The organism is Pseudarthrobacter sp. MDT1-56 (genome assembly GCF_059383555.1).
In genome coordinates, this window is record NZ_JBWZCK010000001.1 from 635,420 (window position 1) to 659,655 (window position 24,236).

Annotated in this window: 25 protein-coding genes and 1 pseudogene; 16 read left to right on the plus strand and 10 right to left on the minus strand. The window is 67.3% G+C overall.

All coding sequences use genetic code 11. The annotated features are described in order from the left end of the window. Nucleotides 1-119: 119 nt before the first annotated feature. Nucleotides 120-926, minus strand: a pseudogene (locus tag AC50YC_RS03065) (SGNH/GDSL hydrolase family protein); the annotation flags it as partial. 279 nt (nucleotides 927-1,205) lie between these two features. Between AC50YC_RS03065 and typA the strand changes: the two are divergent. From typA to AC50YC_RS03080, 3 genes are all read left to right on the plus strand, one after another. Next, nucleotides 1,206-3,134: a translational GTPase TypA gene (gene typA / locus AC50YC_RS03070; protein WP_354169547.1), complete on the plus strand. Its 1,929-nt coding sequence runs from the start codon at nucleotides 1,206-1,208 to the stop codon at nucleotides 3,132-3,134. Nucleotides 3,135-3,168: 34 nt separating this feature from the next. Next, the gene (locus AC50YC_RS03075; RefSeq protein WP_494952130.1) at nucleotides 3,169-3,546 is read left to right on the plus strand and encodes a hypothetical protein; all 378 of its coding nucleotides are present in this window, start codon (nucleotides 3,169-3,171) and stop codon (nucleotides 3,544-3,546) included. A 341-nt stretch (nucleotides 3,547-3,887) separates the two neighbouring features. After that, nucleotides 3,888-4,697 carry a type IV toxin-antitoxin system AbiEi family antitoxin domain-containing protein gene (locus tag AC50YC_RS03080; protein ID WP_494952131.1) on the plus strand — a complete coding sequence of 270 codons (810 nt, stop codon included), beginning with the start codon at nucleotides 3,888-3,890 and terminating at the stop codon, nucleotides 4,695-4,697. Between the two features lie 256 nt (nucleotides 4,698-4,953). Here AC50YC_RS03080 and AC50YC_RS03085 read toward each other — a convergent pair whose 3' ends face one another. Further along, nucleotides 4,954-5,199 carry a putative acetyltransferase gene (locus tag AC50YC_RS03085; protein ID WP_494952132.1) on the minus strand — a complete coding sequence of 82 codons (246 nt, stop codon included), beginning with the start codon at nucleotides 5,197-5,199 and terminating at the stop codon, nucleotides 4,954-4,956. 167 nt (nucleotides 5,200-5,366) lie between these two features. Between AC50YC_RS03085 and fdxA the strand changes: the two genes are divergently transcribed. From fdxA to AC50YC_RS03110, 5 genes are all read left to right on the plus strand, one after another. After that, nucleotides 5,367-5,693: a ferredoxin gene (gene fdxA / locus AC50YC_RS03090; protein ID WP_282384023.1), complete on the plus strand. Its 327-nt coding sequence runs from the start codon at nucleotides 5,367-5,369 to the stop codon at nucleotides 5,691-5,693. Nucleotides 5,694-5,704: 11 nt separating this feature from the next. Then, complete coding sequence (dapC, locus tag AC50YC_RS03095; protein ID WP_494952133.1) at nucleotides 5,705-6,853, plus strand: succinyldiaminopimelate transaminase; 1,149 nt, start codon at nucleotides 5,705-5,707, stop codon at nucleotides 6,851-6,853. Nucleotides 6,854-7,081: 228 nt separating this feature from the next. Continuing rightward, nucleotides 7,082-8,365 (plus strand): citrate synthase, encoded by a 1,284-nt coding sequence (locus AC50YC_RS03100; protein WP_494952134.1) that lies wholly within the window; start codon nucleotides 7,082-7,084, stop codon nucleotides 8,363-8,365. A 186-nt stretch (nucleotides 8,366-8,551) separates the two neighbouring features. Beyond that, the gene (locus AC50YC_RS03105) at nucleotides 8,552-9,211 is read left to right on the plus strand and encodes a TetR/AcrR family transcriptional regulator (protein ID WP_494952135.1); all 660 of its coding nucleotides are present in this window, start codon (nucleotides 8,552-8,554) and stop codon (nucleotides 9,209-9,211) included. A gap of 57 nt (nucleotides 9,212-9,268) precedes the next feature. After that, nucleotides 9,269-9,880, plus strand: coding sequence for a hypothetical protein (locus tag AC50YC_RS03110; protein WP_494952136.1), 612 nt, complete (start codon nucleotides 9,269-9,271; stop codon nucleotides 9,878-9,880). Between the two features lie 39 nt (nucleotides 9,881-9,919). On the opposite strand, the gene AC50YC_RS03115 is transcribed toward AC50YC_RS03110, so the two are convergent. Together AC50YC_RS03115 and dapD are read right to left on the minus strand one after the other, a co-directional pair. Beyond that, nucleotides 9,920-10,771, minus strand: a complete 852-nt coding sequence (locus AC50YC_RS03115; RefSeq protein WP_494952137.1) for a hypothetical protein — start codon at nucleotides 10,769-10,771, stop codon at nucleotides 9,920-9,922. Between the two features lie 68 nt (nucleotides 10,772-10,839). Next, complete coding sequence (gene dapD, locus AC50YC_RS03120) at nucleotides 10,840-11,850, minus strand: 2,3,4,5-tetrahydropyridine-2,6-dicarboxylate N-succinyltransferase (protein WP_494952138.1); 1,011 nt, start codon at nucleotides 11,848-11,850, stop codon at nucleotides 10,840-10,842. Nucleotides 11,851-11,932: 82 nt separating this feature from the next. Here dapD and dapE point away from each other — a divergent pair, with 82 nt between their 5' ends. Further along, nucleotides 11,933-13,087 (plus strand): succinyl-diaminopimelate desuccinylase, encoded by a 1,155-nt coding sequence (gene dapE, locus AC50YC_RS03125; RefSeq protein ID WP_494952139.1) that lies wholly within the window; start codon nucleotides 11,933-11,935, stop codon nucleotides 13,085-13,087. Between the two features lie 117 nt (nucleotides 13,088-13,204). On the opposite strand, the gene AC50YC_RS03130 is transcribed toward dapE, so the two are convergent. The 4 genes from AC50YC_RS03130 to AC50YC_RS03145 all read right to left on the minus strand — a co-directional run bounded on the left by AC50YC_RS03130 (nucleotide 13,205) and on the right by AC50YC_RS03145 (nucleotide 16,479). Further along, nucleotides 13,205-14,038 (minus strand): amino acid ABC transporter permease, encoded by an 834-nt coding sequence (locus AC50YC_RS03130; protein ID WP_494952140.1) that lies wholly within the window; start codon nucleotides 14,036-14,038, stop codon nucleotides 13,205-13,207. Continuing rightward, nucleotides 14,035-14,685, minus strand: coding sequence for an amino acid ABC transporter permease (locus tag AC50YC_RS03135; protein WP_494952141.1), 651 nt, complete (start codon nucleotides 14,683-14,685; stop codon nucleotides 14,035-14,037). Before AC50YC_RS03135 ends, AC50YC_RS03130 begins: the two co-directional genes overlap by 4 nt. Nucleotides 14,686-14,783: 98 nt before the next feature. Then, nucleotides 14,784-15,665, minus strand: a complete 882-nt coding sequence (locus AC50YC_RS03140) for a glutamate ABC transporter substrate-binding protein (protein WP_494952142.1) — start codon at nucleotides 15,663-15,665, stop codon at nucleotides 14,784-14,786. 58 nt (nucleotides 15,666-15,723) lie between these two features. Then, entirely contained in the window at nucleotides 15,724-16,479 is a 756-nt protein-coding gene (locus AC50YC_RS03145; RefSeq protein ID WP_494952143.1) for an amino acid ABC transporter ATP-binding protein, read from the minus strand. 204 nt (nucleotides 16,480-16,683) lie between these two features. Between AC50YC_RS03145 and AC50YC_RS03150 the strand changes: the two genes are divergently transcribed. From AC50YC_RS03150 to AC50YC_RS03165, 4 genes are all read left to right on the plus strand, one after another. Further along, on the plus strand, nucleotides 16,684-17,616 hold the full coding sequence (locus tag AC50YC_RS03150) for an LOG family protein (protein ID WP_494952144.1): 933 nt from the start codon (nucleotides 16,684-16,686) through the stop codon (nucleotides 17,614-17,616). A gap of 44 nt (nucleotides 17,617-17,660) precedes the next feature. Beyond that, on the plus strand, nucleotides 17,661-18,023 hold the full coding sequence (locus AC50YC_RS03155) for a DivIVA domain-containing protein (protein WP_494952145.1): 363 nt from the start codon (nucleotides 17,661-17,663) through the stop codon (nucleotides 18,021-18,023). A gap of 95 nt (nucleotides 18,024-18,118) precedes the next feature. Further along, nucleotides 18,119-19,387 carry a putative hexosyltransferase gene (locus AC50YC_RS03160; RefSeq protein WP_494952176.1) on the plus strand — a complete coding sequence of 423 codons (1,269 nt, stop codon included), beginning with the start codon at nucleotides 18,119-18,121 and terminating at the stop codon, nucleotides 19,385-19,387. Between the two features lie 232 nt (nucleotides 19,388-19,619). Beyond that, nucleotides 19,620-19,787, plus strand: coding sequence for a DUF3117 domain-containing protein (locus tag AC50YC_RS03165; RefSeq protein ID WP_160664543.1), 168 nt, complete (start codon nucleotides 19,620-19,622; stop codon nucleotides 19,785-19,787). A 132-nt stretch (nucleotides 19,788-19,919) separates the two neighbouring features. Here AC50YC_RS03165 and AC50YC_RS03170 read toward each other — a convergent pair whose 3' ends face one another. Continuing rightward, nucleotides 19,920-20,552, minus strand: a complete 633-nt coding sequence (locus AC50YC_RS03170) for an O-methyltransferase (RefSeq protein WP_494952146.1) — start codon at nucleotides 20,550-20,552, stop codon at nucleotides 19,920-19,922. 317 nt (nucleotides 20,553-20,869) lie between these two features. Here AC50YC_RS03170 and sigE point away from each other — a divergent pair, with 317 nt between their 5' ends. The 3 genes from sigE to AC50YC_RS03185 all read left to right on the plus strand — a co-directional run bounded on the left by sigE (nucleotide 20,870) and on the right by AC50YC_RS03185 (nucleotide 23,071). Beyond that, the gene (gene sigE, locus AC50YC_RS03175; RefSeq protein ID WP_494952147.1) at nucleotides 20,870-21,505 is read left to right on the plus strand and encodes an RNA polymerase sigma factor SigE; all 636 of its coding nucleotides are present in this window, start codon (nucleotides 20,870-20,872) and stop codon (nucleotides 21,503-21,505) included. A gap of 8 nt (nucleotides 21,506-21,513) precedes the next feature. After that, nucleotides 21,514-22,593 (plus strand): hypothetical protein, encoded by a 1,080-nt coding sequence (locus AC50YC_RS03180; RefSeq protein ID WP_494952148.1) that lies wholly within the window; start codon nucleotides 21,514-21,516, stop codon nucleotides 22,591-22,593. Nucleotides 22,594-22,675: 82 nt separating this feature from the next. Further along, nucleotides 22,676-23,071 carry a twin-arginine translocase TatA/TatE family subunit gene (locus AC50YC_RS03185; RefSeq protein ID WP_494952149.1) on the plus strand — a complete coding sequence of 132 codons (396 nt, stop codon included), beginning with the start codon at nucleotides 22,676-22,678 and terminating at the stop codon, nucleotides 23,069-23,071. Here the strand turns inward: AC50YC_RS03185 and AC50YC_RS03190 are convergent. Next, nucleotides 23,068-24,234, minus strand: coding sequence for an Mrp/NBP35 family ATP-binding protein (locus AC50YC_RS03190; RefSeq protein ID WP_494952150.1), 1,167 nt, complete (start codon nucleotides 24,232-24,234; stop codon nucleotides 23,068-23,070). The two genes, AC50YC_RS03185 and AC50YC_RS03190, sit on opposite strands and share 4 nt — an antisense overlap. Between the last annotated feature and the right edge of the window lie 2 nt (nucleotides 24,235-24,236).

Genomic DNA, 24,236 nt, shown 5'->3' on the forward strand with positions numbered 1-24,236 from the left:
GCGGGTTGAGATGGCCTCCGCCGGCCCGGGTGCCGGGGCCCGGAAGCCAAAATCGCCCAGCCGCCGGGCGAGCAGCTCGCCCAGGGCGGCATGCCCTTCGGNGCGAGCAGCTCGCCCAGGGCGGCATGCCCTTCGGGACCCATGTGCACGCCGTCGGCCATCAGGTTGGTGAGGTTGTGGCGCGTCAGCCAGTCGCCAACGCCCACAAAGGGAATCGAATGCCGGGCTGCGACCGTGCCCAGCAGCGCGTCCACCTCGGTGCGGCGCCCGCCGCCCTGGGCGGCACCGCGGGCGAGGGTCCCGACCATGGCCAGCCGGGCCTCGGGGTAGCGCTGCCGGACGCTGGCGATCAGCCGCTCGGCGTTGGCTGAGATCTGCTGGTCGGTGGCGCCGCGGGAGGCGTCGTTTCCGCCGCCTTCGATGACAACGAGGGGCGGCGAGCCGTAGGGGAGCAGCCAGTCGCCGCGCTGCAGGGCGTCGACGTAGTTGCCGGTGGTGCCGTTGGATGTGACAAAACCGGTGCCGCCCCGGCCGCAGAAGTGGACTTGATAGCCCAAGCTGGCCAGTGCCGTCCGGGGCCACGAAAAAGAAGGCTCCGACTGGGAATCGCCGATCAGCACGGCGGTCCGGGCGATGTCCTCCACGATCACTTCGTTGCGGCCATTGGCGGGATTCCGGTAAATGCTGCCCGCCGGCATGCCTTCCGGCGTCGCCTGGCTCACCTTCCGGTTGCCGGTCGCGCCCGCGGCCAGCGGCTCACCGGGGACCCCGCCGGGTGCGGGAACGGTCTGGCCGTAGAGACCGCCCACGGGGATGGCGCCGTCGTCGGCGGTGCGGGTGGGGGGTGTCTGTCCGCAGCCGGCAACCAGGATGCCTACGGCGATCATCGGTGCGACCAAGCGGGACAGAGCCGAGGTGCTGCGCATTGATGTCTCCGTGCTGGCTGCTGCTGTCAGAGCAATGATGGGGCATGGGAGCCGGAATATCCAGTGACTTTACTCACACCCGGCGCGCCGATTTCCCGCCCTGACTACTCCTGACTACCCGGCGGGTCCACCGGGAATGAGGGTTTTTAGGCCAATAAATGCCCTAGCGTTTAGAATGGATGAAGGTGCCCTGTGCCAAAGGGGCGCATCTGTCGTGCGTTCCGGTTGGAAATGTCGCGATACAACAGCTGACTTCACCACTGAATCGAGCAATAACGCATGTCTGAAACCACCACCAACACCGCGGTAGCCACTGCATCGCGCAGTGACCTGCGCAACGTCGCGATCGTGGCCCACGTTGACCACGGCAAGACCACCCTGGTCGACGCCATGCTCAAGCAGACCAACTCCTTTGCCGCCCACAACCACCTCGAAGACCGGGTCATGGACTCCGGTGACCTTGAGCGTGAAAAGGGCATCACCATCCTGGCCAAGAACACCACGGTGGCCTACAACGGACCGTCCTCCAAGGGCGAGACCATCACCATCAACGTCATCGACACCCCCGGCCACGCCGACTTCGGTGGCGAGGTCGAGCGCGGCCTGTCCATGGTCGACGGCGTCGTCCTCCTCGTTGACGCCTCTGAGGGCCCGCTGCCCCAGACCCGCTTCGTCCTCCGCAAGGCCCTCGCCGCGCACCTGCCGGTGATCCTCCTGGTCAACAAGACCGACCGTCCTGACGCCCGGATCGAAGAAGTTGTGCACGAGTCCATGGACCTGCTCCTGGGCCTGGCCTCCGACCTCGCCGACGAAGTTCCGGACCTCGACCTGGACAAGATCCTCAACGTCCCGGTAGTCTACGCCGCCGCGAAGGTGGGACGCGCGTCCCTCGAGCAGCCCGCTGACGGCTCCGCACCCGAGAACGAGGACCTGGAACCGCTGTTCCAGGCCATCATCGAGCACATCCCGGCGCCGACCTACAACCCGAACGGTGTCCTCCAGGCCCACGTCACCAACCTGGACGCCTCCCCGTTCCTCGGCCGCCTGGCGCTGCTGCGCATCTACAACGGCACCCTGCGCAAGGGCCAGACCGTTGCCTGGGCGCGCGCCAACGGTGAAATGAAGAACGTCAAGATCACCGAACTGCTGGCCACCAAGGCGCTGGACCGCGTCCCGACCGAGTCCGCCGGCCCCGGCGAGATCGTCGCCGTCGCCGGCATCGAGGAAATCACCATCGGTGAGACCCTGACCGATGTCGACAACCCGCAGCCGCTGCCGCTGATCACCGTTGACGATCCGGCCATCTCCATGACCATCGGTATCAACACCTCGCCGCTGGCCGGCCGGGTCAAGGGTGCCAAGGTCACGGCCCGCCAGGTCAAGGACCGCCTGGACAAGGAACTGATCGGTAACGTCTCCATCAAGGTGCTCCCGACCGAGCGCCCGGATGCCTGGGAAGTCCAGGGACGTGGCGAGCTCGCGCTGGCCATCCTGGTCGAGCAGATGCGCCGCGAAGGCTTCGAGCTGACCGTCGGCAAGCCGCAGGTTGTCACCAAGCTTGTTGACGGCAAGGTCCACGAGCCGATGGAGCACATGACCATCGACGTGCCGGAAGAGTACCTCGGCGCCGTCACGCAGCTCATGGCTGCCCGCAAGGGCCGCATGACCAACATGGCCAACCACGGCACCGGCTGGTGCCGCATGGAGTTCATCGTTCCGGCCCGTGGCCTGATCGGTTTCCGCACCAAGTTCCTCACGGACACCCGCGGCGCTGGCATTGCAGCGTCCATCTCCGAAGGCTACGAGCCGTGGGCCGGCCCGATCGAATACCGCACCAACGGTTCGATGATCGCCGACCGCGCCGGTGTTGTGACGCCGTTCGCCATGATCAACCTGCAGGAACGCGGATCCTTCTTCGTTCGCCCCACCTCCGAGGTCTACGAGGGCCAGATCGTCGGCGAGAACTCCCGCGCTGACGACATGGACGTCAACATCACCAAGGAAAAGAAGCTCACCAACATGCGTGCCGCTTCCTCCGACACCTTCGAGAACCTGACGCCCCCGCGCGACCTGACCCTCGAAGAGTCGCTCGAATTCGCCCGCGAAGACGAGTGCGTCGAGGTCACCCCGGAATCCATCCGCATCCGGAAGCTCATCCTGGACGTCAACCAGCGCGCCAAGTCCAACCGCGCCCGCGCGAAGGTCTAGTTTTCGCGTTCTGCGCTGAAACAACGGATCGTTTGTGAATAAGAGAGCTGCCGGTATGGCAGGCGGTATTGCCGCCGCCGTGCCGGCAGCTCTTTTTGCTGCCCTCGCAGGCACGATGCTGCACGGGCAGGACATCCTGGTCGCAGGTGTAGAGGTGCCGTGGGGTGCTGCCGCCGCGCTGGTGCTGCTGGCTGCGATCGAACTGTGGCTCGGCGCCACGTTCCGTTCCGCGCTCCCGACGGCGGTCTGCGGCGCGCTCTGCTACGCGCTGGCAGGCTGGTGGTCCACCCTGGAGAACGGAAAGCGCCTGATCATTGGTGACCTGGCCGGGAACCTCTGGATCTACGGCATCGCGGTGGTCACCATCGGCATGCTCGCCTGGTGCCGCCGCTACCGCCCAGCCCAGGCCTAGGCGCCCCGCCTCCGCGCATCCCCGCCCCGTGGGACATGCTCATTCTTCGCCCCCCGCCCCGTGGGACATGCCCATTCTTCGCGGCCAAGGGTGGGCATAACGGCGCTATGTCCTTCCGCTGCACCCGCCGCGGGACATACCCCTTCCTCGGTCTGCCCGCAGCCGGGGACATGTCCAGTCCTCGCGCGCAGCCCGCGGACATGTCCATCGCAGACCGCGGCCACGCCCCCTCCCGTCCTCGGAGCATGTGCCCAACCGGCCCGGTGCGCAGCGCATGTCCTTTTCCACATAGCCGGGCGAGGCACTGTTCCAGCGTGGGGCCTCGGCGCCACGCTGTCCGCATGGTCAATTTCACTGAAGTACTTTCAAACTATGACGGCGTCGCCCGCGCCAAACACCTCGCTGCCGCGGGCGTCTCGGACTTCCAGCTCAAGTCCGCCCTGGCCCGAGGCGCGGTGTCCCGGGTGGCCCGCGGCGTGTACGCCGTCCCCGGCGCCGATGCCCAGCTCATCGCCATCCGCTCACTTCCGGCCGAGCCCGCATGCGCCACCGCGGCGCAATTCCAGGGCCTCTGGGTGCTCGAAGCGCCCGTGCAACCCCATATTGCGATCACCCACAGCCGCAGCTATCCCGGCTTTATTTGCCACCGATCCGCCGCGCCGCCCACCCTGCTGGACACTGTCGTTCAAAGCCTGCGATGCCTGCCCGAACTCGACGGCCTCGTCATTGCCGAATCCGCCGTCGTCGTCAAAGGCCTAAGTCTCTCGGGGCTGCGGCAGCGGCTTTCCGGCCGCAACGACGCGAGGGAGCGCCGGCTGGTGGACAGGATCGTCCCGCAGTCCCAGTCCATCATTGTGTGCATGGCCCGGTACTGGCTGCGGAGGGCCGGGTTCCATGTGGAGTCCCAGGTCAACATCCCCGGCATGGGCCACATCGATCTCATGGTCGACGGCAGGCTCGGCATTGAGACCGACGGAGCAGGCTTCCACATGGACCGGCCAAGCTTCGAGGAGGACCGGCGGCGGTGGAACGTCACGACCCGGCTTGGCATCCCGACGCTTGTGGTCAGCTACCCGCTCCTGCTGAACCGGCCCCACGAGTTCATCGCCATGGTCCGCGACGCGCTCAACACGATCTCCGCTGCCGCCTAACCCTGGACATGTCCTCCCGGATTGCGGTTCACACGTTGCCCCAGCCCACCGTTCACAGTTGCGACTGGACAGGTCCAGCGTCGGCCGAGCAAACCCCGTGGACATGCCCAACGTGTGCGGCCGCGAATGAACATAGTGGCCATATGTCCAGTGGCAGAGGCCAGGGAGGGCATGTCCACCGGGCTCGTGCGTGCGAGGCGGGCGAGGCGGGCTGAGGCCGGGGGAGGGCATGTCCACCCGGGGCGGGGCGGGGTGCCTAGTGCTGCTGGCGCGGGGCGCGGCGTGGCGGTGGGGGCGGGACCTGCTTGGCGGCCACCACCAGCGGCAGCGGGATCACGACGTCGGAGCGCCGGGTGCGGATGGTGCAGCCGTCCTCGGTACGCGCCACCAGTTCGCCCAGGGCGTCCGTCAGCCCGCCCGCAATCCGGTACCTGACCACCACACGGGTGCCGGGCTCGGCGGCAGCCAGGAACTCTTGGGGCGAAGGTTTCGGGGAACTCACCCGTTCATACTAGGTCCCTTGGATTCCAGAGTGCGGACCCGTGTGACGCCCGGCTAGGTTCGCGGGAACCGGCTGGGAGATAATAGGCTCAGAAGTCAGCAGCCCGGCGCTCAGGCCGGGAGCAGTGATCCGGCACCCGCCGGAACCAACGTGGAGAGGCCAGGGACGTGACGTACGTAATCGCGCAGCCGTGTGTAGATGTCAAGGACAAGGCATGTATTGAAGAGTGCCCCGTCGATTGCATCTACGAGGGTGAGCGTTCCCTGTACATCCACCCCGACGAGTGTGTGGACTGCGGGGCCTGCGAGCCGGTCTGCCCCGTCGAAGCCATCTACTACGAAGATGACACCCCCGAGGAATGGGCCGACTACTACAAGGCCAATGTTGAATTCTTCGATGACCTGGGGTCCCCGGGCGGGGCCGCGAAGGTCGGCAACACCCACACCGACCACCCGATGATCGCCGCCCTGCCGCCGCAGAACCAAGAGAACTGAGGCGGGCGCCGGTGACTTCCGCGCTGCGCAGCTTCGGCCTCAGCCTGCCCGACTACCCGTGGGAAGCCCTGGCGCCGTATATCGCCCGGGCTGCCCAACACCCCGGGGGAGTCGCGAACCTGTCCATCGGCACCCCGGTGGACGCCACCCCCGCAGTGGTGCAGGATGCCCTGCGCGCAGCGGCGAACGCCCCTGGCTACCCTACGGTCCACGGTACGGCCGGGCTCCGGGAAGCCATCGCGGCCTGGTTTGAGCGCCGCCGTGGCGTGCCCGGGCTGGACCCGCAGGACATTATGCCCACCGTGGGTTCCAAGGAGCTCGTGGCCTGGCTCCCGTTCCTGCTCGGCCTCAAACCGGGCGACGTCGTCGTCCGGCCCACGGTCGCCTACCCCACCTACGACATCGGCGCCACGTTCGCCGGTGCCGAGCACATCGCCGCGGATGACCTGGACGAGCTCGACGCCGCCACCCGCGCCCGGGTGCGCTTGGTCTGGATCAACTCCCCGGCCAACCCCACCGGCAGTGTGCGCGACGCCGAATCACTGCGCCGGATCGTCCGGCAGGCCCGTGAGCTCGGCGCCGTCGTGGCCTCCGACGAGTGCTACGCCGAACTTGGCTGGGGCGAATGGGACCTCCAGCGCGGCGGCTCCCCGGTGCCCAGCATCCTGGACCCGCAGGTCGCGGAGGGCTCACATGAGGGCCTTCTGGCTGTGTACTCGCTGAGCAAGCAGTCCAACCTGGCCGGCTACCGCGCCGCCTTCGTCGCTGGTGACCCCGCCATCATGGCGAACCTGGTCAACAGCCGCAAACACGCGGGCATGATCGTTCCGTACCCGGTCCAGGAAGCCATGCGGGTTGCCCTCGGCGACGACGCCCACGTCCAGGCGCAGAAGGACCTGTACCGCGGTCGCCGGGAACGGATCGTGCCGGCGCTGGAGCGCTTCGGTCTGACCATCCACGAATCCCGGGCCGGGCTCTACCTCTGGGCCACCGCCGGCGAAGCCACCTGGGACACAGTCGGCCGGCTCGCGGACCGCGGAATCGTCGTTGGCCCGGGCGTGTTCTACGGCGACGCCGGCAACGGATTTATCCGCGTCGCGCTCACCGCCAGCGATGAGCGGATCGACGCCGCAGCCTCCCGCCTGGCCTCAGAGGCGTAACAATGCTGTGACACGTGCCACAACTGGCGCGTTTTGGGTGGTTCCGGATGGCCGCGGATTAGTGCCACCCGGAAACTGGCGGTAGTTTTTAACTGACTATCAATGGTGGCTTTCCACAAGAAGGCAGCGCAGCCGTTGGAATCCGTGGCTAAAACAGGTTCCGTGGGCGGCTTCACCAAAAGTTGGACCAGCTTTCTACAGAGGCCCTTACGCCTCAGAGGAGACTCCATGACTGAGACCACCAGCGCAACCCTGCGCCATGCCGGCGGCGAACTCGAACTCCCGCGCATCCAGGTTGTAGAAGGAAACGAAGGCTACGACGTTTCCAAGCTGCTCAAGCAGACCGGTGCCGTTGCCTTCGACCCCGGCTTTATGAACACCGCAGCAACCACCTCCGCCATCACCTACATCGACGGCGACGCCGGTGTCCTGCGGTACCGCGGCTACCCGATCGAGCAGCTCGCCCAGCACTCAAGCTTCCTGGAAGTTTCCTACCTGCTGATCTACGGCAACCTGCCGACCGCTACTGAGCTGGAAGCTTTCGACCAGCGGATCCGCCACCACACCCTGCTGCACGAGGAGCTCAAGGGCTTCTTCAGCGGCTTCCCGCGCGACGCCCACCCGATGCCGGTGCTGTCCTCGGCCGTGTCCGCGCTGTCCACGTTCTACCAGGACTCGCTGGATCCGTTCAACGCCGACCAGGTGGAGGTCTCCACCTACCGGCTGCTGGCCAAGATGCCGGTCATCGCGGCGTACGCCCTGAAGAAGAGCATCGGCCAGCCCATGCTCTACCCGGACAACTCCCACAACCTCGTGGAGAACTTCCTGCGCCTGAGCTTCGGCCTCCCGGCCGAGCAGTACGAGGTGGACCCGGTCGTCGCCAAGGCGCTGGACCTGCTCCTCATCCTGCACGCCGACCACGAGCAGAACTGCTCGACCTCCACGGTCCGGCTGGTTGGTTCCTCCAACGCGAACCTCTTCGCCTCCGTGTCCGCCGGCATCAATGCCCTGTTCGGCCCCGCCCACGGCGGCGCCAACGAGGCCGTGCTGAAGATGCTGCGCCAGATCCAGGCCGACGGCACCAAGCCCGAGGACTACATGGAGAAGGTCAAGAACAAGGAGGACGGCGTCCGGCTCATGGGCTTCGGACACCGCGTCTACAAGAATTACGATCCGCGCGCCAAGATCGTCAAGGCAACGGCCCACGAGATCCTCACGAAGCTCGGCGGCAACGACGAACTCCTGGAGATCGCCCTGCGCCTCGAGGAGAAGGCCCTGAATGATGACTACTTCATCCAGCGCAAGCTCTACCCGAACGTGGACTTCTACACCGGCCTGATCTACAAGGCGATGGGCTTCCCGGAGAAGATGTTCACCGTGCTCTTCGCGATCGGCCGCCTTCCGGGCTGGATCGCGCAGTGGCGCGAGATGATCAGCGACCCGAACACCAAGATCGGCCGCCCGCGGCAGCTCTACATCGGCGAGCCGGAGCGCAACTACCCTTCGGTGTAGTTCACCAGGACCACAGCCGTACGACGCCGGCCGCTCACCTCACGGGGTGCGCGGCCGGCGTCGTTTGCTTTCCGGGGCGTGCCCGGACGGACGGATGGCCGGGCAGCCGGTCGGTCGCCGTGGCGGGGGAGATGGCCGCCGGTGTGGCCCGCCGCCGTTCGGGCACATCTGTGCTAAAAAAGACGAATGCCCAAATTTGTCGACGCCACTTTGCGGCGCCAGGAAGTGGTCGAAGCGGTCTTCCGGATCGTCGCAGCAGACGGCCTCGAAAGGGCCTCGCTCCGCGAGGTCGCCGACGAAGCCGAGCTGGCGGTCGGATCGGTCCGGCACTACTTCGCCAGCAGCGACGAGCTCCTGGCCCACTCCTTCGGGGTCGTCGTGGACCGGATCGTCCGCCGGCTGACGGCAGCCGACGAGCGCCTCTCGGAGGTCCAGCCGGGCACCCCCGAACACCACCAGGGCGTGTTAACCCTGCTGGGTGAGTTTCTCCCTCTGGATGAGGAGCGCGCCGTCGACGCCTGCGTCTGGATGGCCTTCAAGAGCGCGGCCAGGACCAAGCCGTTCCTCGCCCCGGAAGCGGACCGGAGCCACCGCGCCGTGGCCGCGATCGTCGGGCGGCTAGTGATGGAACTGTCCTCCGGGGCCGGCACCGACGCCGCCAACGCAGCCGCCGACGCGGCCCTGGATCAGCAGCGCCTGGTCACCGAGGCGGAACGGCTGCTGGCCACCCTGGACGGGCTCACCCTGCACGCCCTGCTGCAGCCCGAATGGATGACCGCGGAGATGTGCAGCGACGTGTTGGAGTCCCACCTCAACGGACTGGGCAGCTACGCTGGCAGACATTAACGTGCGTTAACTTGAGGAATACACTGGAAACGTACGTCTTGCCAAGGAGGCAATTGGATGCACCACACAGGCGGGCCGGGCTGGCGGATCACCATGGACACTTCGGGTCCCATGCTCATTGCACTGTACGTTCGCGACGCCGCCGGCCTGGACAGCGCGGGACACCCTGCCCTATGCCACGCCGCACCCAAGATCCGGCCCGCGGAGCACACCCACCTCATTGCGGAAGTGGGCGGACTCAGCGCGCTGAAGACCGAATGGGAAGCCTGGTGGGAGCAGCTCCTCAAGGCGCATCCCGAGATGTCGCCGGAACTGGGTCCGCCCGGCTTCCGCGCCTTCAGTAACTCGCCGGCCCTGCGGCGCGTGCTGCAGGCCCATTTCGGTGCGGCGCTGTCCTGGGCCCGGGAACGCCGGGGCGAGTACCTGGCCCTGGAGGCGGAGCGCGAAGCTGCCGGCGGCGTGCAACTGCTGCAGGACATGGTGGACGACCGGCTGCTGGAGGTGGGCCGAGCCGCCAATGATTTCAGCTTGACCATCATCGAACTGCCGTTGGCTGAGCCGCGGGCCTGGTACCTGGAGCCGGACAAGATCATCATGAGCTCCGATTTGCTGTCCCAGCCGGAATTGTTCCGCAGCTATGTGCAGCCGGTGGTGGACCTGCTGGTCTGAGTCCGTCCGGAAACCAGCCGGGAAACGTCCGGGGACCGTCTACTGCGCCGGGGCCTCGGCGACGGTGACCCTGACCTGTCCCGCCGGCACCTCGGAGGGTTGCCAGCCATTGCGGTCCTGCCGGGTCCAGCTGCGACCCTCCGCCTGGACCTCCGTGATGGAGAGGGCCTTGGCATTGGCAACCGCCCATTGCGCCACGGCCCACGCCCGGTCGCCCTCGGCTTCCAGCACGAGGGTGCCGCCCTCCGTGGACGCCGTTACGGCGCCGAAGTCCAGGGTGAGGCGCTCCTGCACGGCCGCCGGGTCGCCGGCTGCGTCAGGGTCGCGCAGCGTGCAATCGAGTCCCGCGGCCGTCTGGCCGGTCAGCGATGAGGCGAAGGCGCGCCCCATCACCTCGTGCTGTGCGTAGGCATCCGGGTAAGCGGAACGCTGGACCCGCTGCGCGGCGTCTGTGATTTCCAGGGTCTGGTAGCCCGGGATTTTCACGAGGGCATCGTAGAAGGCGTTGCTCGCGTGGTACGGGTCCATCACCTGCTCCGTGGTGCCCCAGCCCTGCGAGGGGCGCTGCTGGAAGAGCCCGCGCGAGTCCGGGCCGGCCTTGTCCCCGTGGCCGATGTTCCGGATCTTGGACTCCTGCATGGCCGTGGCCAGCGCGATGCTGGCGGCTCGGGCCGGGAGTCCGCGGCGGACCGCGACGGCCGTAATGAGGCCGGCATTTGCCGCCTGGTCCGTGGCAAGCTGGGCGCTGCCGCCGCCCGCCGCCGTGCAGCGTTCGGTGATGAGGACTTCCGAGCGCTGTACGAACGCCACGGCCGTGTAAATACCGCCCGCCACCATGACCAGGGTCAGCAGCAGCACAATCCAACGGCGTAAGCTGCCTCTGCGTGCCACGAAACTACTCCCTCAGGCCCGTTCGGGGCCGGTACATGCGACTAAAGGTTGGCTGTCCGCACCCAACCTTAGTTGGCGTGCAGGGCCTCGTTGAGTTCGACGGTCTGGCCCTTGCGCGGCAGGACCTCAACCTCGCCGGTGGAGGAGTTGCGGCGGAAGAGCAGGTTGGGGACGCCGGAGAGCTCCACGGCCTTGACGATCCGGCTCGTGTCCTCGCCGTCTGCGTCTTTGGCCCCGACCACGCGGACGCGGGTTCCGGCCGTGACGTAGAGGCCGGCCTCGACGACGGAGTCGTCGCCGATGCTGATGCCCACTCCGGAGTTGGCACCCAGCAGCACACGCTCGCCCAGGGAGATCTTTTCCTTGCCGCCCCCGGACAGGGTCCCCATGATTGAGGCGCCACCGCCGACGTCGGACCCGTCACCGGCAACGACACCGGCGGAGATGCGGCCTTCCACCATGGACGTGCCCAGGGTGCCGGCGTTGAAGTTGACGAAGCCCTCGTGCATGACTGTGGTGCCCTCGGCCAGGTGCGCGCCGAGGCGGACCCGGTCGGCGTCGGCGATGCGCACGCCGGAGGGGATGACGTAGTCGACCATGCGGGGGAACTTGTCCACGCCGTAGACGGTGACGGCGCCGCGTTTGCGCAGCCGGGCACGGGTGAGTTCGAAGCCCTCGACGGCGGCGGGCCCGAAGTTGGTCCACACCACGTTGGGGAGTTTGCCGAAGATGCCGTCGAGGTTGATGCTGTTCGGCTGGACCAGGCGGTGCGAGAGCAGGTGCAGGCGCAGGTAGGCGTCGGCGGTGTCGGCCGGGGCCTCGTCGAGGTGGATCTGGGCGAAGACGACCTTCTGCTCGGTACCGCGGTCAGCGTCGGACCCGGTCGCGGCGATGTCCAGCAGCGACTGGTCCGCGTTGGCCACGTCGCGGAGGCTCTCCGTCGCGGTGCCAAGGGCCGGTGCCGGGAACCAGACGTCCAGCACGGTGGCGGCACCGTTGCCGGTGGCGATCGTGGCGACGCCGTAACCATAGGCGGAGCGGGCGTCTGCGGGCACAGCGGAAGAAGCGGTTTCAGTCATGCCCCCAAGTCTATAGACGGCGCCCGCCCTCCCCGAAACCCGTGACAGTCCAGCTGACGCGCACAGCAGATAAAGTGGGACGGTGACTGCCCCGGACCTGAACTCACGCCCGAACGCCCGCCCCCACGCCGCTGCCCGCCTGGACCTGCGCCAGGACGTGGCGCTGTTGACCGCCAGGCTCATCGACATCTACTCCGTCTCCGGTGAGGAGAAGGAACTGGCCGACGCCGTGGAGCATGCCCTCCGCTCCATCCCGCAGCTGGAGCTGGTCCGCGACGGCGACTCGATCATTGCCCGCACCAACCTCGGCCGCACCGAACGGGTCATCCTGGCCGGGCACCTGGACACGGTGCCCCTGCCGACCACGGAGGGCTCCCTCGGGACCGTCCCGTCCTACTGGCCCTCCGGGTCGCCCGGTGAGGGCATCCTGTACGGCCGAGGTGCCACCGACATGAAGGGCGGCGTCGCGGTCCAGCTGGCGCTGGCAGCAGGGCTGTTCGACGGCGGCGCGGAGCCGGAGAAGGACGTCACCTTTGTCTTCTACGACCACGAGGAAGTCGAGGCCGTCAAGAGCGGGCTCGGCCGGCTGGTGCGGAACCACGGCCACCTGCTGGGCGGGGACTTCGCGATCTTGCTTGAGCCCACGGACGGGACCGTGGAGGGCGGGTGCAACGGCACCATCCGCTTCGAGGCGACTACGGTCGGCGAGGCCGCGCATTCCGCCCGGGCCTGGATGGGGAGCAACGCGATCCACGCCGCCGCGCCGATCCTGGCCCGGCTCGCGGCCTACGAGCCCCGGACCATCACCGTGGACGGACTGGCCTACCGGGAAAGCCTCAACGCCGTAAAGGTCAAGGGCGGGACTGCCGGCAACGTCATTCCGGACCGGTGCGTCGTGGAGATCAACTACCGCTTCGCCCCGGACAAGACTCCGGACGCGGCGGAGCAGCATGTGCGGGACCTGCTGGAGGGATTCGACGTCGTCCGTACGGACAGCGCTGCCGGCGCCCGGCCGGGCCTCAACCACCCCGCCGCCGCGTCCTTTGTTGCCGCTGTCGGTGCCGCGCCGAAGCCCAAGTACGGCTGGACCGACGTCGCGCGCTTCAGCGAACTGGGCATCCCGGCGGTCAACTTCGGGCCTGGCGACCCGCTGCTGGCGCACAAGGACAACGAACATGTCGAGGCCGACGCGATCCGCGAATGCCTGCGGGCACTGCGGAGCTGGCTCACGGACTAACGCGGCAGGCGGTGCCGCAGGCAAAAGACAGGCAACACAAAAGGTCCGGAACCCCTCGCGGGGTTCCGGACCTTTCTTCGTGCGGGGCGGCCAGGAGCAGGCCGCGGGCCGGGGGAGCTACTTGGCCGGGATGCCTGCGACCGGCACGTGCACGACGCCGCCGGCGGCCTTCTTGGAACCGCGCTTCTCGATCCAGATCGCGAGCCGGGAAACGGAGAAGTTGATGGCGATGTAGATGGCTGCCGCCACGAAGAACACCGGGAACAGGTAGTCCGGGCCGAGGAAGTCGGCCATGATCTGCACTTTGCGCAGCAGTTCCTCGTAGGACACGATGTAGCCCAGCGAGGTGTCCTTCAGCAGCACCACGAGCTGCGCCACGAGGGACGGCAGCATGCGCCGGATCGCCTGGGGCAGTTCGATGCTGCGCCGGGAGGCGAAGCTGGTGAGACCGATCGCCAGACCGGCTTCACGCTGGCCCTTCGGCAGGGACTGGATGCCGGCGCGGATGATCTCGGCGAAAATGGCCGCGTTGTAGAGCACCAGGCCGGCGACGACGGCGACGAAGGAACCGGTCGCGAACACCAGTAGCACGAAGAACATCATCAGGACCACGGGCATGCCGCGCAGGAATTCCAGCACGATCCGGGTGGGGATGCGGATCCAGGCGACATCGGAGATTCGCATGAGGCACAGCACGAGCCCCAGCGGGAACGCGATGACCGCAGCGACCGCCGCGGCGGTGAGGGTGGCCACGATACCGTTGCCGATCAGCGCCCAGACATCGGGTATCTGGAAAACGGCCCAGCGTTCGGCTTCGAAAATGCCCTGCTGCGCGAGGATGGAGATGGCCCACCAAAGCAGCCCGGCAATCGCCACGGCGCCGATGACGGAACCGATCAGGGAGACGCGGCGGGCCTTGGGGCCGGGGACGTCGTAAAGGACCGAGCTCATCGGGCGATCGCCACCTTTCGTTCAACCAGGTTGGCGAGGTAGCCAAGCGGGACGGTTATCAGCAGGTAGAAGAAGGCGACGCCGATGAGGACCCACAGCACGGCGTCGCCGTTGGCGTTGGCGAGCTGACGGCCGTAGCCGAAGAGCTCCAGGACGTAGAACGCGCCGGCCACGGAGGAGTTCTTCACCAGGGCGATGAGGATGTTGATCATGGGCGGGATCACCGTGCGCAGGGCCTGCGGCAGGATGATCAGGGTGAGGACCTGGCTGAATTTCATGCCGATGCTGCGGGCGGCCTCGGCCTGGCCGACCGGGACGCTGTTGACGCCGGAGCGCACCGCTTCGGCGATGAAGGCCGAGGTGTAGGCGCTCAGGGCGATGATGGCGGCGACCTCGAACTGCTGGAACGTCACGCCTAGCCGGGGCAGGACCACGGCGGCGAAGAAGAACGCGATGGTCAGCGGGGTGTTCCGGACGATCTCCACGTACGTCATGCTGAAGCCGCGCAGGGCGGCGATGGGCGAGACGCGGGCCGCTGCGAGCAGGGTGCCGAAAATCAGTGCAAAGATCCCCGAGACCACGGACAGGAAGAGGGTTCTGAGAAAACCGTCCACATATGCTGGAAGGTTTTCAATGATGACGTCCATAGGTTCCTTAGGCTGCCTTGAGGGAAGTGGGGCGGGAGACAGGAATGGCGGTTACCGGAGCCGCGACGGGCGCGCGCCCCGGCAACCGCCACACCGGACTAGTAACGGTCGATCGTGGGGAGTGCAGGAGCGGTCTTGATGACCGTTCCGGCGGTGTCTTCCCAGGCCTTCTTGTAGGAACCGTCCTTGTCGAAGGCTTCCAGCTGGTCGTTGATCCACGTGCGGAAGGCGGCGTCGTCCTTCTTCAGGCCGATGCCGTAGGGCTCCTTGGTGAAGGTCTCATCCGAGGCCAGCTTGAAGACTTCCGGCTCCTTGGCCACGAAACCGGCCAGGATGACGTTGTCGGTGGTGATCGCTTCAACCTGCTTGTTGCGCAGCGGTTCAAGGCAGGCGGAGTAGGTGGCAGCCGGGACGAGGACTGCTCCGTACTTTTCGACGATCGTGCCGGCCGGCGTTGAACCGGTGACCGAGCAGACGTTCTTGCCCTTGACGTCTTCGGGTTTGGTGATGGACGTGTTGTCCTTGTTCACCATCAGTGCCTGGCCGGCTTCGTAGTACGGTCCGGCGAAGTCGACTTCGGCCTTGCGCTTGTCGTTGATCGTGTAGGTGGCGACGATGATGTCGACGTCGCCGTTCTTGATGAATTGCTCGCGGTTGGCGGAAACCGTTTCTTTCCACTCAATCTTGTCGGCAGGGATGCCGAGCTTGCCGGCGATCAGCTTGCCCATTTCGACGTCGAACCCGACCGGCTTGCCGTCGAGGCCCTTCTGGCCGAACAGCGGCTGGTCGAACTTGGTGCCGATGACGATCTTGCCGGCGGATGAAAGCTTGGCCATGGTGGTATCGGCAGCGAAGCTCGGCTTCTCGGCAACAGGCGGGTTGGAAGTGGAGGTGCTGCCACCGCAGGCGCTCAGGCTGAGGGCCAGAGCTGCTGATGCGGCAACCAGAAGGGATTTCCTTCGGGTCAAAAATGCCATCATGACATTCCTTTCATTGGACGGCCGCCTCGCGGCGGCCAGGGTGAGAACTCGTCAGGGATCAGTGGGTGAGCAGCTTGGAGAGGAAGTCCTTGGCGCGGCTGCTCTTGGGGTTGGTGAAGAACTCTTCGGGGGTGGCGTCCTCGACGATCTGGCCGCCGTCCATGAAGACCACACGGTCCGCGGCCTTGCGGGCAAAGCCCATCTCGTGAGTGACCACGATCATGGTCATGCCCTCCTTGGCCAGCTGGATCATGACATCGAGGACTTCATTGATCATTTCCGGGTCCAGCGCGGAGGTGGGCTCGTCAAAGAGCATGACCTTCGGCTTCATGGCCAGGGCGCGGGCGATCGCGACGCGCTGCTGCTGGCCACCGGAGAGCTGGGCCGGAAGCTTGGGCGCCTGGTGCCCGACGCCGACGCGCTCCAGCAGGGCCATGGCCTCCTTGTCGGCTTCGGCCTTCGAGAGGCCCTTGACCTTGATCGGGCCGAGGGTGACGTTCTCAAGAATCGTCTTGTGGGCGAAGAGGTTGAACGACTGGAAGACCATGCCGACGTCGGCGCGCAGCTTGGCGAGTTCCTTGCCCTCTTCGGGCAGCACCTTGCCATCGATCTTGATGACGCCGTCGTCGATCGTCTCGAGGCGGTTGATGGCACGGCAAAGCGTTGACTTGCCGGAACCCGACGGTCCGATGACGACAACAACCTCGCCCTTGTGGACATTCAGGTTGATGTCCTTCAGGACGTGCAACTGGCCGTAGTGCTTATTGACGGCATTCAGGGAGACGAGGGCATCGCCGGGCACTTGAGTAGTCATAAGAAGAATCTAGCGAACATCGGCGGATTATGACTGCAATCACTCCGACTTCCTACAGATCGTGATTCAAGAGATACCTGCAGGTCAGGCTGCCAGCGGCGTCGTCCGGTACTCTGCGGGGCCGGCCGGGGGCTTTTGCGCGGGCGCCACGCGTCCGTACCGTGCCGGACTGGCGCGGGCGGGTATCCGCGCTAACCTGTGGGCATGAGTACCGATCCGCAGCACGTGGAAGAGCCGGCCGTGGCCGGAAAGACAGCCGGAAAAACAGCCGGGAAGGCAACCGGGAAGGCAGCCGGTAACACCGCGGCGAAGGCCGCCGGCGAAGCCCGCGACGTTCCGGCCCCGGCCGGGATACGGCACAAGGGTCCGCTGGAGCTGCGGCGCAAAGCCGCCAAGGTCACGATGTCGGACCGGACCCTGCTGGACACGAAGGGACCCGGCCAGTTCGTCCACACCGACCCGTGGCGCGTGCTCCGGATCCAGAGCGAGTTCGTGGAAGGCTTCGGAGCGCTGGCCGACCTGGGCCCGGCGGTCAGCGTCTTCGGCTCGGCGCGGACAGTGCCCGGCAGCCCCAACTATGAACTCGCCGTCGAGGTCGGACGCCAACTGGCCGAAGCCGGGCTGGCAGTGATCACCGGCGGCGGTCCCGGCTCAATGGAGGCAGCCAACAAGGGCGCCGTCCAGGGCAACGGGGTGTCCGTGGGACTGGGCATCGAACTGCCCTTCGAGCAGGGGATGAACCAGTGGGTGGACCTGGGCATCAACTTCCGCTATTTCTTCGCCCGCAAGACCATGTTCGTGAAGTACGCCCAGGGGTTCATCGTGCTGCCGGGCGGCCTCGGCACGCTGGACGAACTCTTCGAAGCGATGGTCCTGGTCCAGACCCGGAAGGTGACCTCCTTCCCGATTGTCCTGATCGGAACAGCGTTCTGGAGCCCCATGGTGGAGTGGATCCAGACGACGCTGGTGGCCGAGGGAATGATGTCCGAGGAGGACCTGGACCTGCTGCAGGTCGTGGACGATCCGGCGCTCGCCGTGGAGCTCGTGGTGGAAGGTGCCGCCCGGCACCGGAACCCCAACGGCAGCACCACCGGCAACGGTTCCGGTACCGGGGGCGCCGGCGGCACGCGGGGCTGACAGGCCCACCCGTCGGACCCGCCACCGTCTGGCACGATGGGGGAGTGAGCTACTTCCTGGTCTTCCTTGCGATTGCGCTCGTCGGCGCCGCGTTTCTCCTCGGCACCGGCCGGGCGTCCAGCATCTTCCGCGGCCACCGCGGGGAGGATGCGGGCGCACCGCGCGCCCTCGACGACGGCTTCGACCAGCCCGTCGCCAACCTCCCGCCGGTGCTGCTGCCGGCCGAGGCGGAACCGGCCGACGTCGACCGTCTCCGATTCGCCGTGGGCCTGCGGGGCTACCGGATGGACCAGGTGGACCAGGTGTTGGACGAGCTGCGGGACCAGCTCGCCACGAAGGACCGGAAAATCGCGGACCTCGGGGCCCAACTGGGACGCCGCCGGCAGGAACCGGAGCGGGCCCCGTGAGCAGCGACCCCCCACAGGCGCAGAGTCCGGCGGCGGAGCAGCGGCACAGCCGCGAGGATACCGCGGGCGGAACCGGGGTCCGCGGGCCGCGGGACCTGACCGCCGCGGCCTGGAGCGGCGTCGTAGCAGCGGCGGCCCGGGCGGCGCGCTGGCCCTGGTGGGTCCAGGTCGGCGGCCTTTACGTCGCGGCGCGGCTTGTCAGTGCCTGCATTTTCATGGCCGCCGCCCTGCACCAGGGCGTCAACCCCTGGTTTCCGGCCAAGCCGGACTATTGGTCCTTCGTCAATATCTGGGATGCCCGATGGTACGGCGAAATCCTCCGGAACGGCTACCCGGAAGTCCTCCCGACCGACGATGCCGGAAACGTCCAGGAGAACGCCTGGGCATTCTATGCGCTCTTCCCCGTGCTGGGCAGGGTGGTCGCGGGGATGACCGGACTGCCCCCGGCATTCAGCCTGACGCTCATCGCCATGGTGTGCGGGCTGGGTGCGGCACTGGTCATCTACAGGCTGTTCCGGCACAAGGCCTCGCACCGGACTGCCCTCTGGGGAACGGTGTTCGTGTCCACCTTTCCGGTATCCCCGGTGCTCCAGGTGCCCTACGCGGAGTCGCTGAACCTGCTCCTGCTGGCTACGGCGCTGCTGCTGGTGGTATCACGCCGCTACCTGTGGGCCATGCCCGTCGTCGTGCTGATGTGCCTGTCCCGGCCTACCGGCGTGCCGTTCGCGGCGATGGTGGGGCTGCTGTTCCTGCAACGGGGGTGGCAGCTCTACACAGCGTCCCGCCGCCTGGCACGCGGGGACGACCCGGGTGCGGAGGGCGGCGGCCAGCCCTGCGCCGTGCCGCATACCGGCAGCCAGGGTTGGGCCCTCGCCGGTCTGGCGGCGGTAAGCGGAATGGCCGCCCTGATGTGGCCGGGGATCGCCTGGGCTGTCACCGGGGACATCCGGGCCTACACCAAGACCGAAACCGTCTGGCGCGGCCACGATCTGGTGCCGTTCAAACCCTGGTTCGACACGGGCATCCTGCTCTTCGGGCCGGTGCTGGGGGTGCTGGCGCCTTTCATGTTCGTGGCGCTGTTCGCCCTGCTCATGATGAGCCGCCCGGTGCGGGCGCTGGGCACGGAACTGCGGTTGTGGTGCGCCTGCTACATGGGCTATCTGCTGCTGTTCCTGCACCCTCAGACGAGCACTTTCCGGATGCTGCTTCCGCTGTTCCCGCTGGCCCTCAGCGCGGCCCTCATCTCCCGGTCCCGCGCCTACCGCGGCACGGTGGTGGTTATGTTCGTGCTGCTGCAGATTGTTTGGATCGTGTGGCTGTGGGCCTGGGCTCCGCTGCCCGGCGGAGGGGACTATCCGCCGTGACGCACAGCACCTTTGGCGGCTGCCGGCCCGGCAGGACGCGGCGCGTCGGAAAGTCCAACGATTAGCTACAGCCGCGTTGTTACGCGATAATAGTTGGTAAGCAAGGACAAGAAGCAAACTGAGTATATGGCCCTGATGTCACCCATCACGGCCTCCGGGCAGCTTGATTGACTAAGCGGACGCAGCCCGGCCGGGCTGGTATGTCACTGGACTAATGGAGGGGATATTCCTTATGGCGGCAATGAAACCACGCACCGGCGACGGCCCGATGGAAGTTACCAAAGAAGGACGAAGCTTGATCATGCGTGTTCCGCTCGAAGGCGGCGGACGGCTCGTGGTCGAACTCAATTCCGCCGAAGCTGCCAACCTGAAGGAATGCCTCGTCGGCGTTACCGAATAGCTTCACAGAACTCTTAGACAGCGGGCGGGGTCCGCAGCCGAATGGCTGCGGACCCGGCCCGCTTCTTGCTGTCCGTTGGGGGAGTTACGCTCTGCCCGGGACCGGGAGTTCCCGACGGCTACTTTTGGAGGGCTACTTTTTGACGGCGACCAGCAGGCCGTCGCCGGTGGGCAGCATGGCCGACGCGAGGCGGTCGTCGTCGCGGATGGCCCTGCCCACCTGGCGCAGGATCACGGTGGTGGCCTCCCGCGCGGCCGGGTTGGCGACACGGTCCTTGTCCAGCGCGTCGTTGACGACCAGCAGGCCGCCGGACTTGAGCAGGCGGATGGCCTGTTCCACGTAGTCGGGGTAGCTCGGCTTGTCCGCGTCGATGAAGACCAGGTCGTAGGCGGTGTCCGTCAGCCGGGGGAGGACGTCGCGGGCGCGGCCGGAAATGGTCCGTGTGCGGTTGGCCGGGCTGCCGGCTTCCTGGAACGCTTCCCGTGCGGCTTTGAGGTGTTCGACGTCGACGTCGATGGTGGTCAGTACGGCGTGCGGACCCAGGCCGCGCAGGATGCAGACACCGGAGACGCCCGCGCCGGTGCCGATTTCGACGGCGGTTTGGGCCTTTGAAGCGGCGGCCAGCACGGTCAGCACCGCTCCGACACCCGGGCCGACCGGGGTGACGCCCAGCTCGAAGGACCGTTCGCGCGCGTGCAACAGGACCTCATCCTCGGCAGGCAGATCTTCTGCGTAGGACCAGCTCGTGGACTTATCGGCGCTCATGGATTTCGCTTTCTGGGCGGCAGGGGGATTGTTCCCTCCAGCGTACTGTGTCAGGCGGTGACCCGCCGGGAGGCGCCCCTGCTGCGGCGGTCACAGTGCGGCCCGCGCCGGGCCTCGCCCGCGGCGTGATGCCACGGCATCGGCGGCCGGTTCTGCCTTGGGCGGAAGGCCCCCCGGCGTCAGGAAATTCCCAGCTTGTTTTGAAATGATGGATATCCGCTCATCCGCGAGGTGATCGGCGCCGAATCAAGGATGCAGGAGCTTGCAGCCGCAAGCACCGTCCACGGCGTAAGCACCATCCACGAGGGGAGCGGACAATGTCGGTAGTGGCAGCTGTCCCTGCAACTGAAGAGTCCCAGCCCGCGGCGGAGGCCGAGTGGGTCCGGCCCACCTGGGAGGACGTGGTGACCAACCACTCCGCGAAGGTGTACCGCCTCGCGTACCGGCTTACCGGCAACAAGTACGACGCCGAGGACCTCACCCAGGAAGTGTTCGTCCGTGTCTTCCGTTCGCTCGAGAACTTCAAGCCGGGAACGCTCGACGGGTGGCTGCACCGGATCACCACCAATCTTTTTTTGGACCAGGCGCGGCGCAAGAGCCGGATCCGCTTCGACGCACTGGCCGATGACGCCGAATCCCGTCTGCCCGGACGCGAACCTGGCCCGGAACAGAGTTTCGAATTCAACAACCTTGACATCGACGTGCAGGCCGCCCTGGAGGAACTTCCCCCGGACTTCCGCGCCGCCGTCGTCCTCTGCGACCTCGAAGGGCTCTCGTACGACGAGGTCGCCGTCGCACTGGGCATCAAGCTCGGCACCGTCCGCTCGAGGATCCACCGCGGCCGCACCATGCTGCGGGAGAAGCTTGCACACCGCGACCCGCGGCCGCAGCAACCCGCCAAGGCCTCACTGAAACCGCGGTTGACGATGCCGCGCATCGCCGGTCTCCTCTGAACCAGGCGATGCGTCTGCTGAAACGACTGCTCGGCGGCCGCCACGAACGGCGGCGCCGGCACCTGGAATCGTGTGCGGAATGCCGGCTGCAGCAGCGCCGGGAACGCCGGTACCTGGAGCGGCTCCGCGGTGCTGAGGTGCCCGTGGCCAGCACTGACCTGACCGCCCGGCTGCTGGCCCGCACCGCGGAACTGGCCCGCACTGAACAGCCGGCACCCCGCCCGCCCACGGCCCGCGGAGTCCGTCCGGCCTTCCGGGCAGCCGTGCTCGTGGCAGGTACGGCAGCCGCCGCCACCGCGCTGCTCGGCGGATCGGCCTACCTGATGGGAGCAGACCCCGCCCCCACGGCCGGCGGGGCGCCGGCCTCCGTTTTCCTGCAGCGGGACCTCGCTGCCTCTGGGGCTGCTGCCGCCGTCGAGGCGGGAGCCGGCACGCCCACCGGCTGGAGCCTCACCGGCGAACCCGATTTCACCCCGGACGGAGCCCTCACGGCAGCGCAGCTCGCCTCCCTGCGCTCCGAAGGCTGGACCTGCCCCGAGCTCCGCGAACTCGGCTACCACCTCGTCTGGGCCAGGGCCGGGGTCCTGGCCGCCGGCGACGTCCTGGAACTGCGGCTCACCGACGGCCGGCATTTCGCCACCGTCTTCGAACAGCGCAACGGCGCACAGGATCGTGGCGCACAGCACGGGGGTGAACCCGTGCAGACCGGCAACCCGGGCGGCGGGCCGCACACCGCCCCGCCCGTCCCGGTCAACGTGCTCACCGGCCGCCCGGCAACGTCGGACGGCTTCACCTCCGCACCGCTGCCGGCGGGGAGCGCTGCGACGGGCGACGGCCCGGGCCGCGGGACCCTGTGGGTCAAAAATGCTGCACCCTTCGCCGCCATCTACCAGGCAGGCGATGTCACTTTCACGTACGTTTCGGACCAGCCGGCGGAGCAGGACGACGACGGCGTGGCCGCCCTGGTGCGTGCCCGCACCGCGGCAGCCTCCGGGGCAGGGGCAGGGGCAGGGGCCGGCGTCGGGGACAATGTCACCGCGCGGCTGGAACGCGGCCTGGGCAGGATTCTGGAGCTGCTGGCCCCGTGACGGACGGATCAGCCGGGGGGGGCGGGGCCGTATGTCACGGCCGAATCGTCCCAGCTCCGATTGAGAGGGTAATCTTCCTACAGTGCTTGGAATCAATGGACCGGAGTTCTTACTTCTGCTGATCATCGGCCTTCTGGTGATTGGTCCCAGTAGGCTGCCTGAATACACCCAGAAACTTGCCAACATCGTCAAGGAAGTCCGCCGGATGGCGTCGGGTGCGCGGGAACAGATCAAGGAAGAAGTCGGCATCGACATCGATGACGTCGACTGGAAGAAGTACGACCCACGGCAGTACGATCCGCGCCGGATCATCAAGGAAGCACTCCTGGACGATGACACCAAGCCGGTCAGCGCCGGTGCTCCGGCGGTAGCCACCGTGGCGGCGGCCTCCGCGGCCGCCGCGGGACGCGCGCCGGCCCGCACGGTCGAACGGCTGCCGGACGGCGAGCCGGCGCCCTTCGACTCCGAAGCGACCTAACGGGGCTGCAGGCCCAGCGGCTTTCCGCTTAGCCCGCGCGGGACCGAGGTGAGCCTCCCGGCAATGTCCAGCAATGCTACAGCTGCCGGGGTTTCGGGACGGCCCAGCACCAGGGGAACCCCGGAGTCGCCGCCCTCCCGCAGCAAAATATCCAGCGGGATCTGACCCAGCAGCGGAACGTCGGTGCCCACCGTGGCGGATAGCCGCTCGGCGAGCACAGCGCCGCCGCCACTTCCGAACAGTTCCATGCGTCCGCCGTCGGGCATTTCCAGGTACGACATATTTTCCACGACGCCGGCGACGCTCTGGCCGGTCTGGGTCGCGATGGCACCCGCCCGCTCGGCCACATCCGCGGCAGCAGCCTGGGGGGTGGTCACGACGAGGATCTGGGCCTTGGGCAGCAGCTGGGCCACGGAGATGGCGATGTCGCCGGTACCGGGCGGAAGGTCCAGGAACAGGGCGTCGAGATCGCCGAAGTAGACGTCGGTGAGGAACTGCTCCAGGGCACGGTGCAGCATGGGCCCGCGCCACGCGACCGGCTGGTTGCCGGTGACGAACATGCCGATCGAGATGACTTTGACCCCGTACGCCACTGGCGGCAGGATCATGTCATCCACCCGGGTGGGGGCCTGGGTGATGCCCATCAGCGCCGGGACGGAGAAACCGTAAACGTCCGCGTCCACGATCCCCACGCGCAACCCCTGGGCGGCCAGCGCGCAGGCGAGGTTCACTGTCACGGAGGACTTGCCCACTCCGCCCTTGCCGCTCGCGACGGCGTAGACCTTGGTCAGCGAACCGGGGTCGTTGAAGGGGATCCCACGCTGCCCGCCGGGGCCGCGCAGCTGCTCCTTGAGGGCGTCGCGCTGCTCCTGCGTCATGACGTTCAGTTCGACCTCGACGCCGGTGACTCCGGGCACGGCGGACAGCGCCGCCTCGCAGTCGGCGGTGATGGTTCCGCGCAGCGGGCAGCCAGCAATCGTCAGGAGCACCGAGACCCGCACCCGGCCGCCGTCGGAAACCGCCACGGCGTCCACCATGCCGAGCTCGGTGATGGGACGGCGGAGCTCTGGATCGATCACGGTGGCGAGGGCGGCATGCACGGCCCCGTCCAGAGGGGAGGCCGGGGCGAGGCCCTGGGTGGTGCTGTCCTGGCTGGGGTTCATGC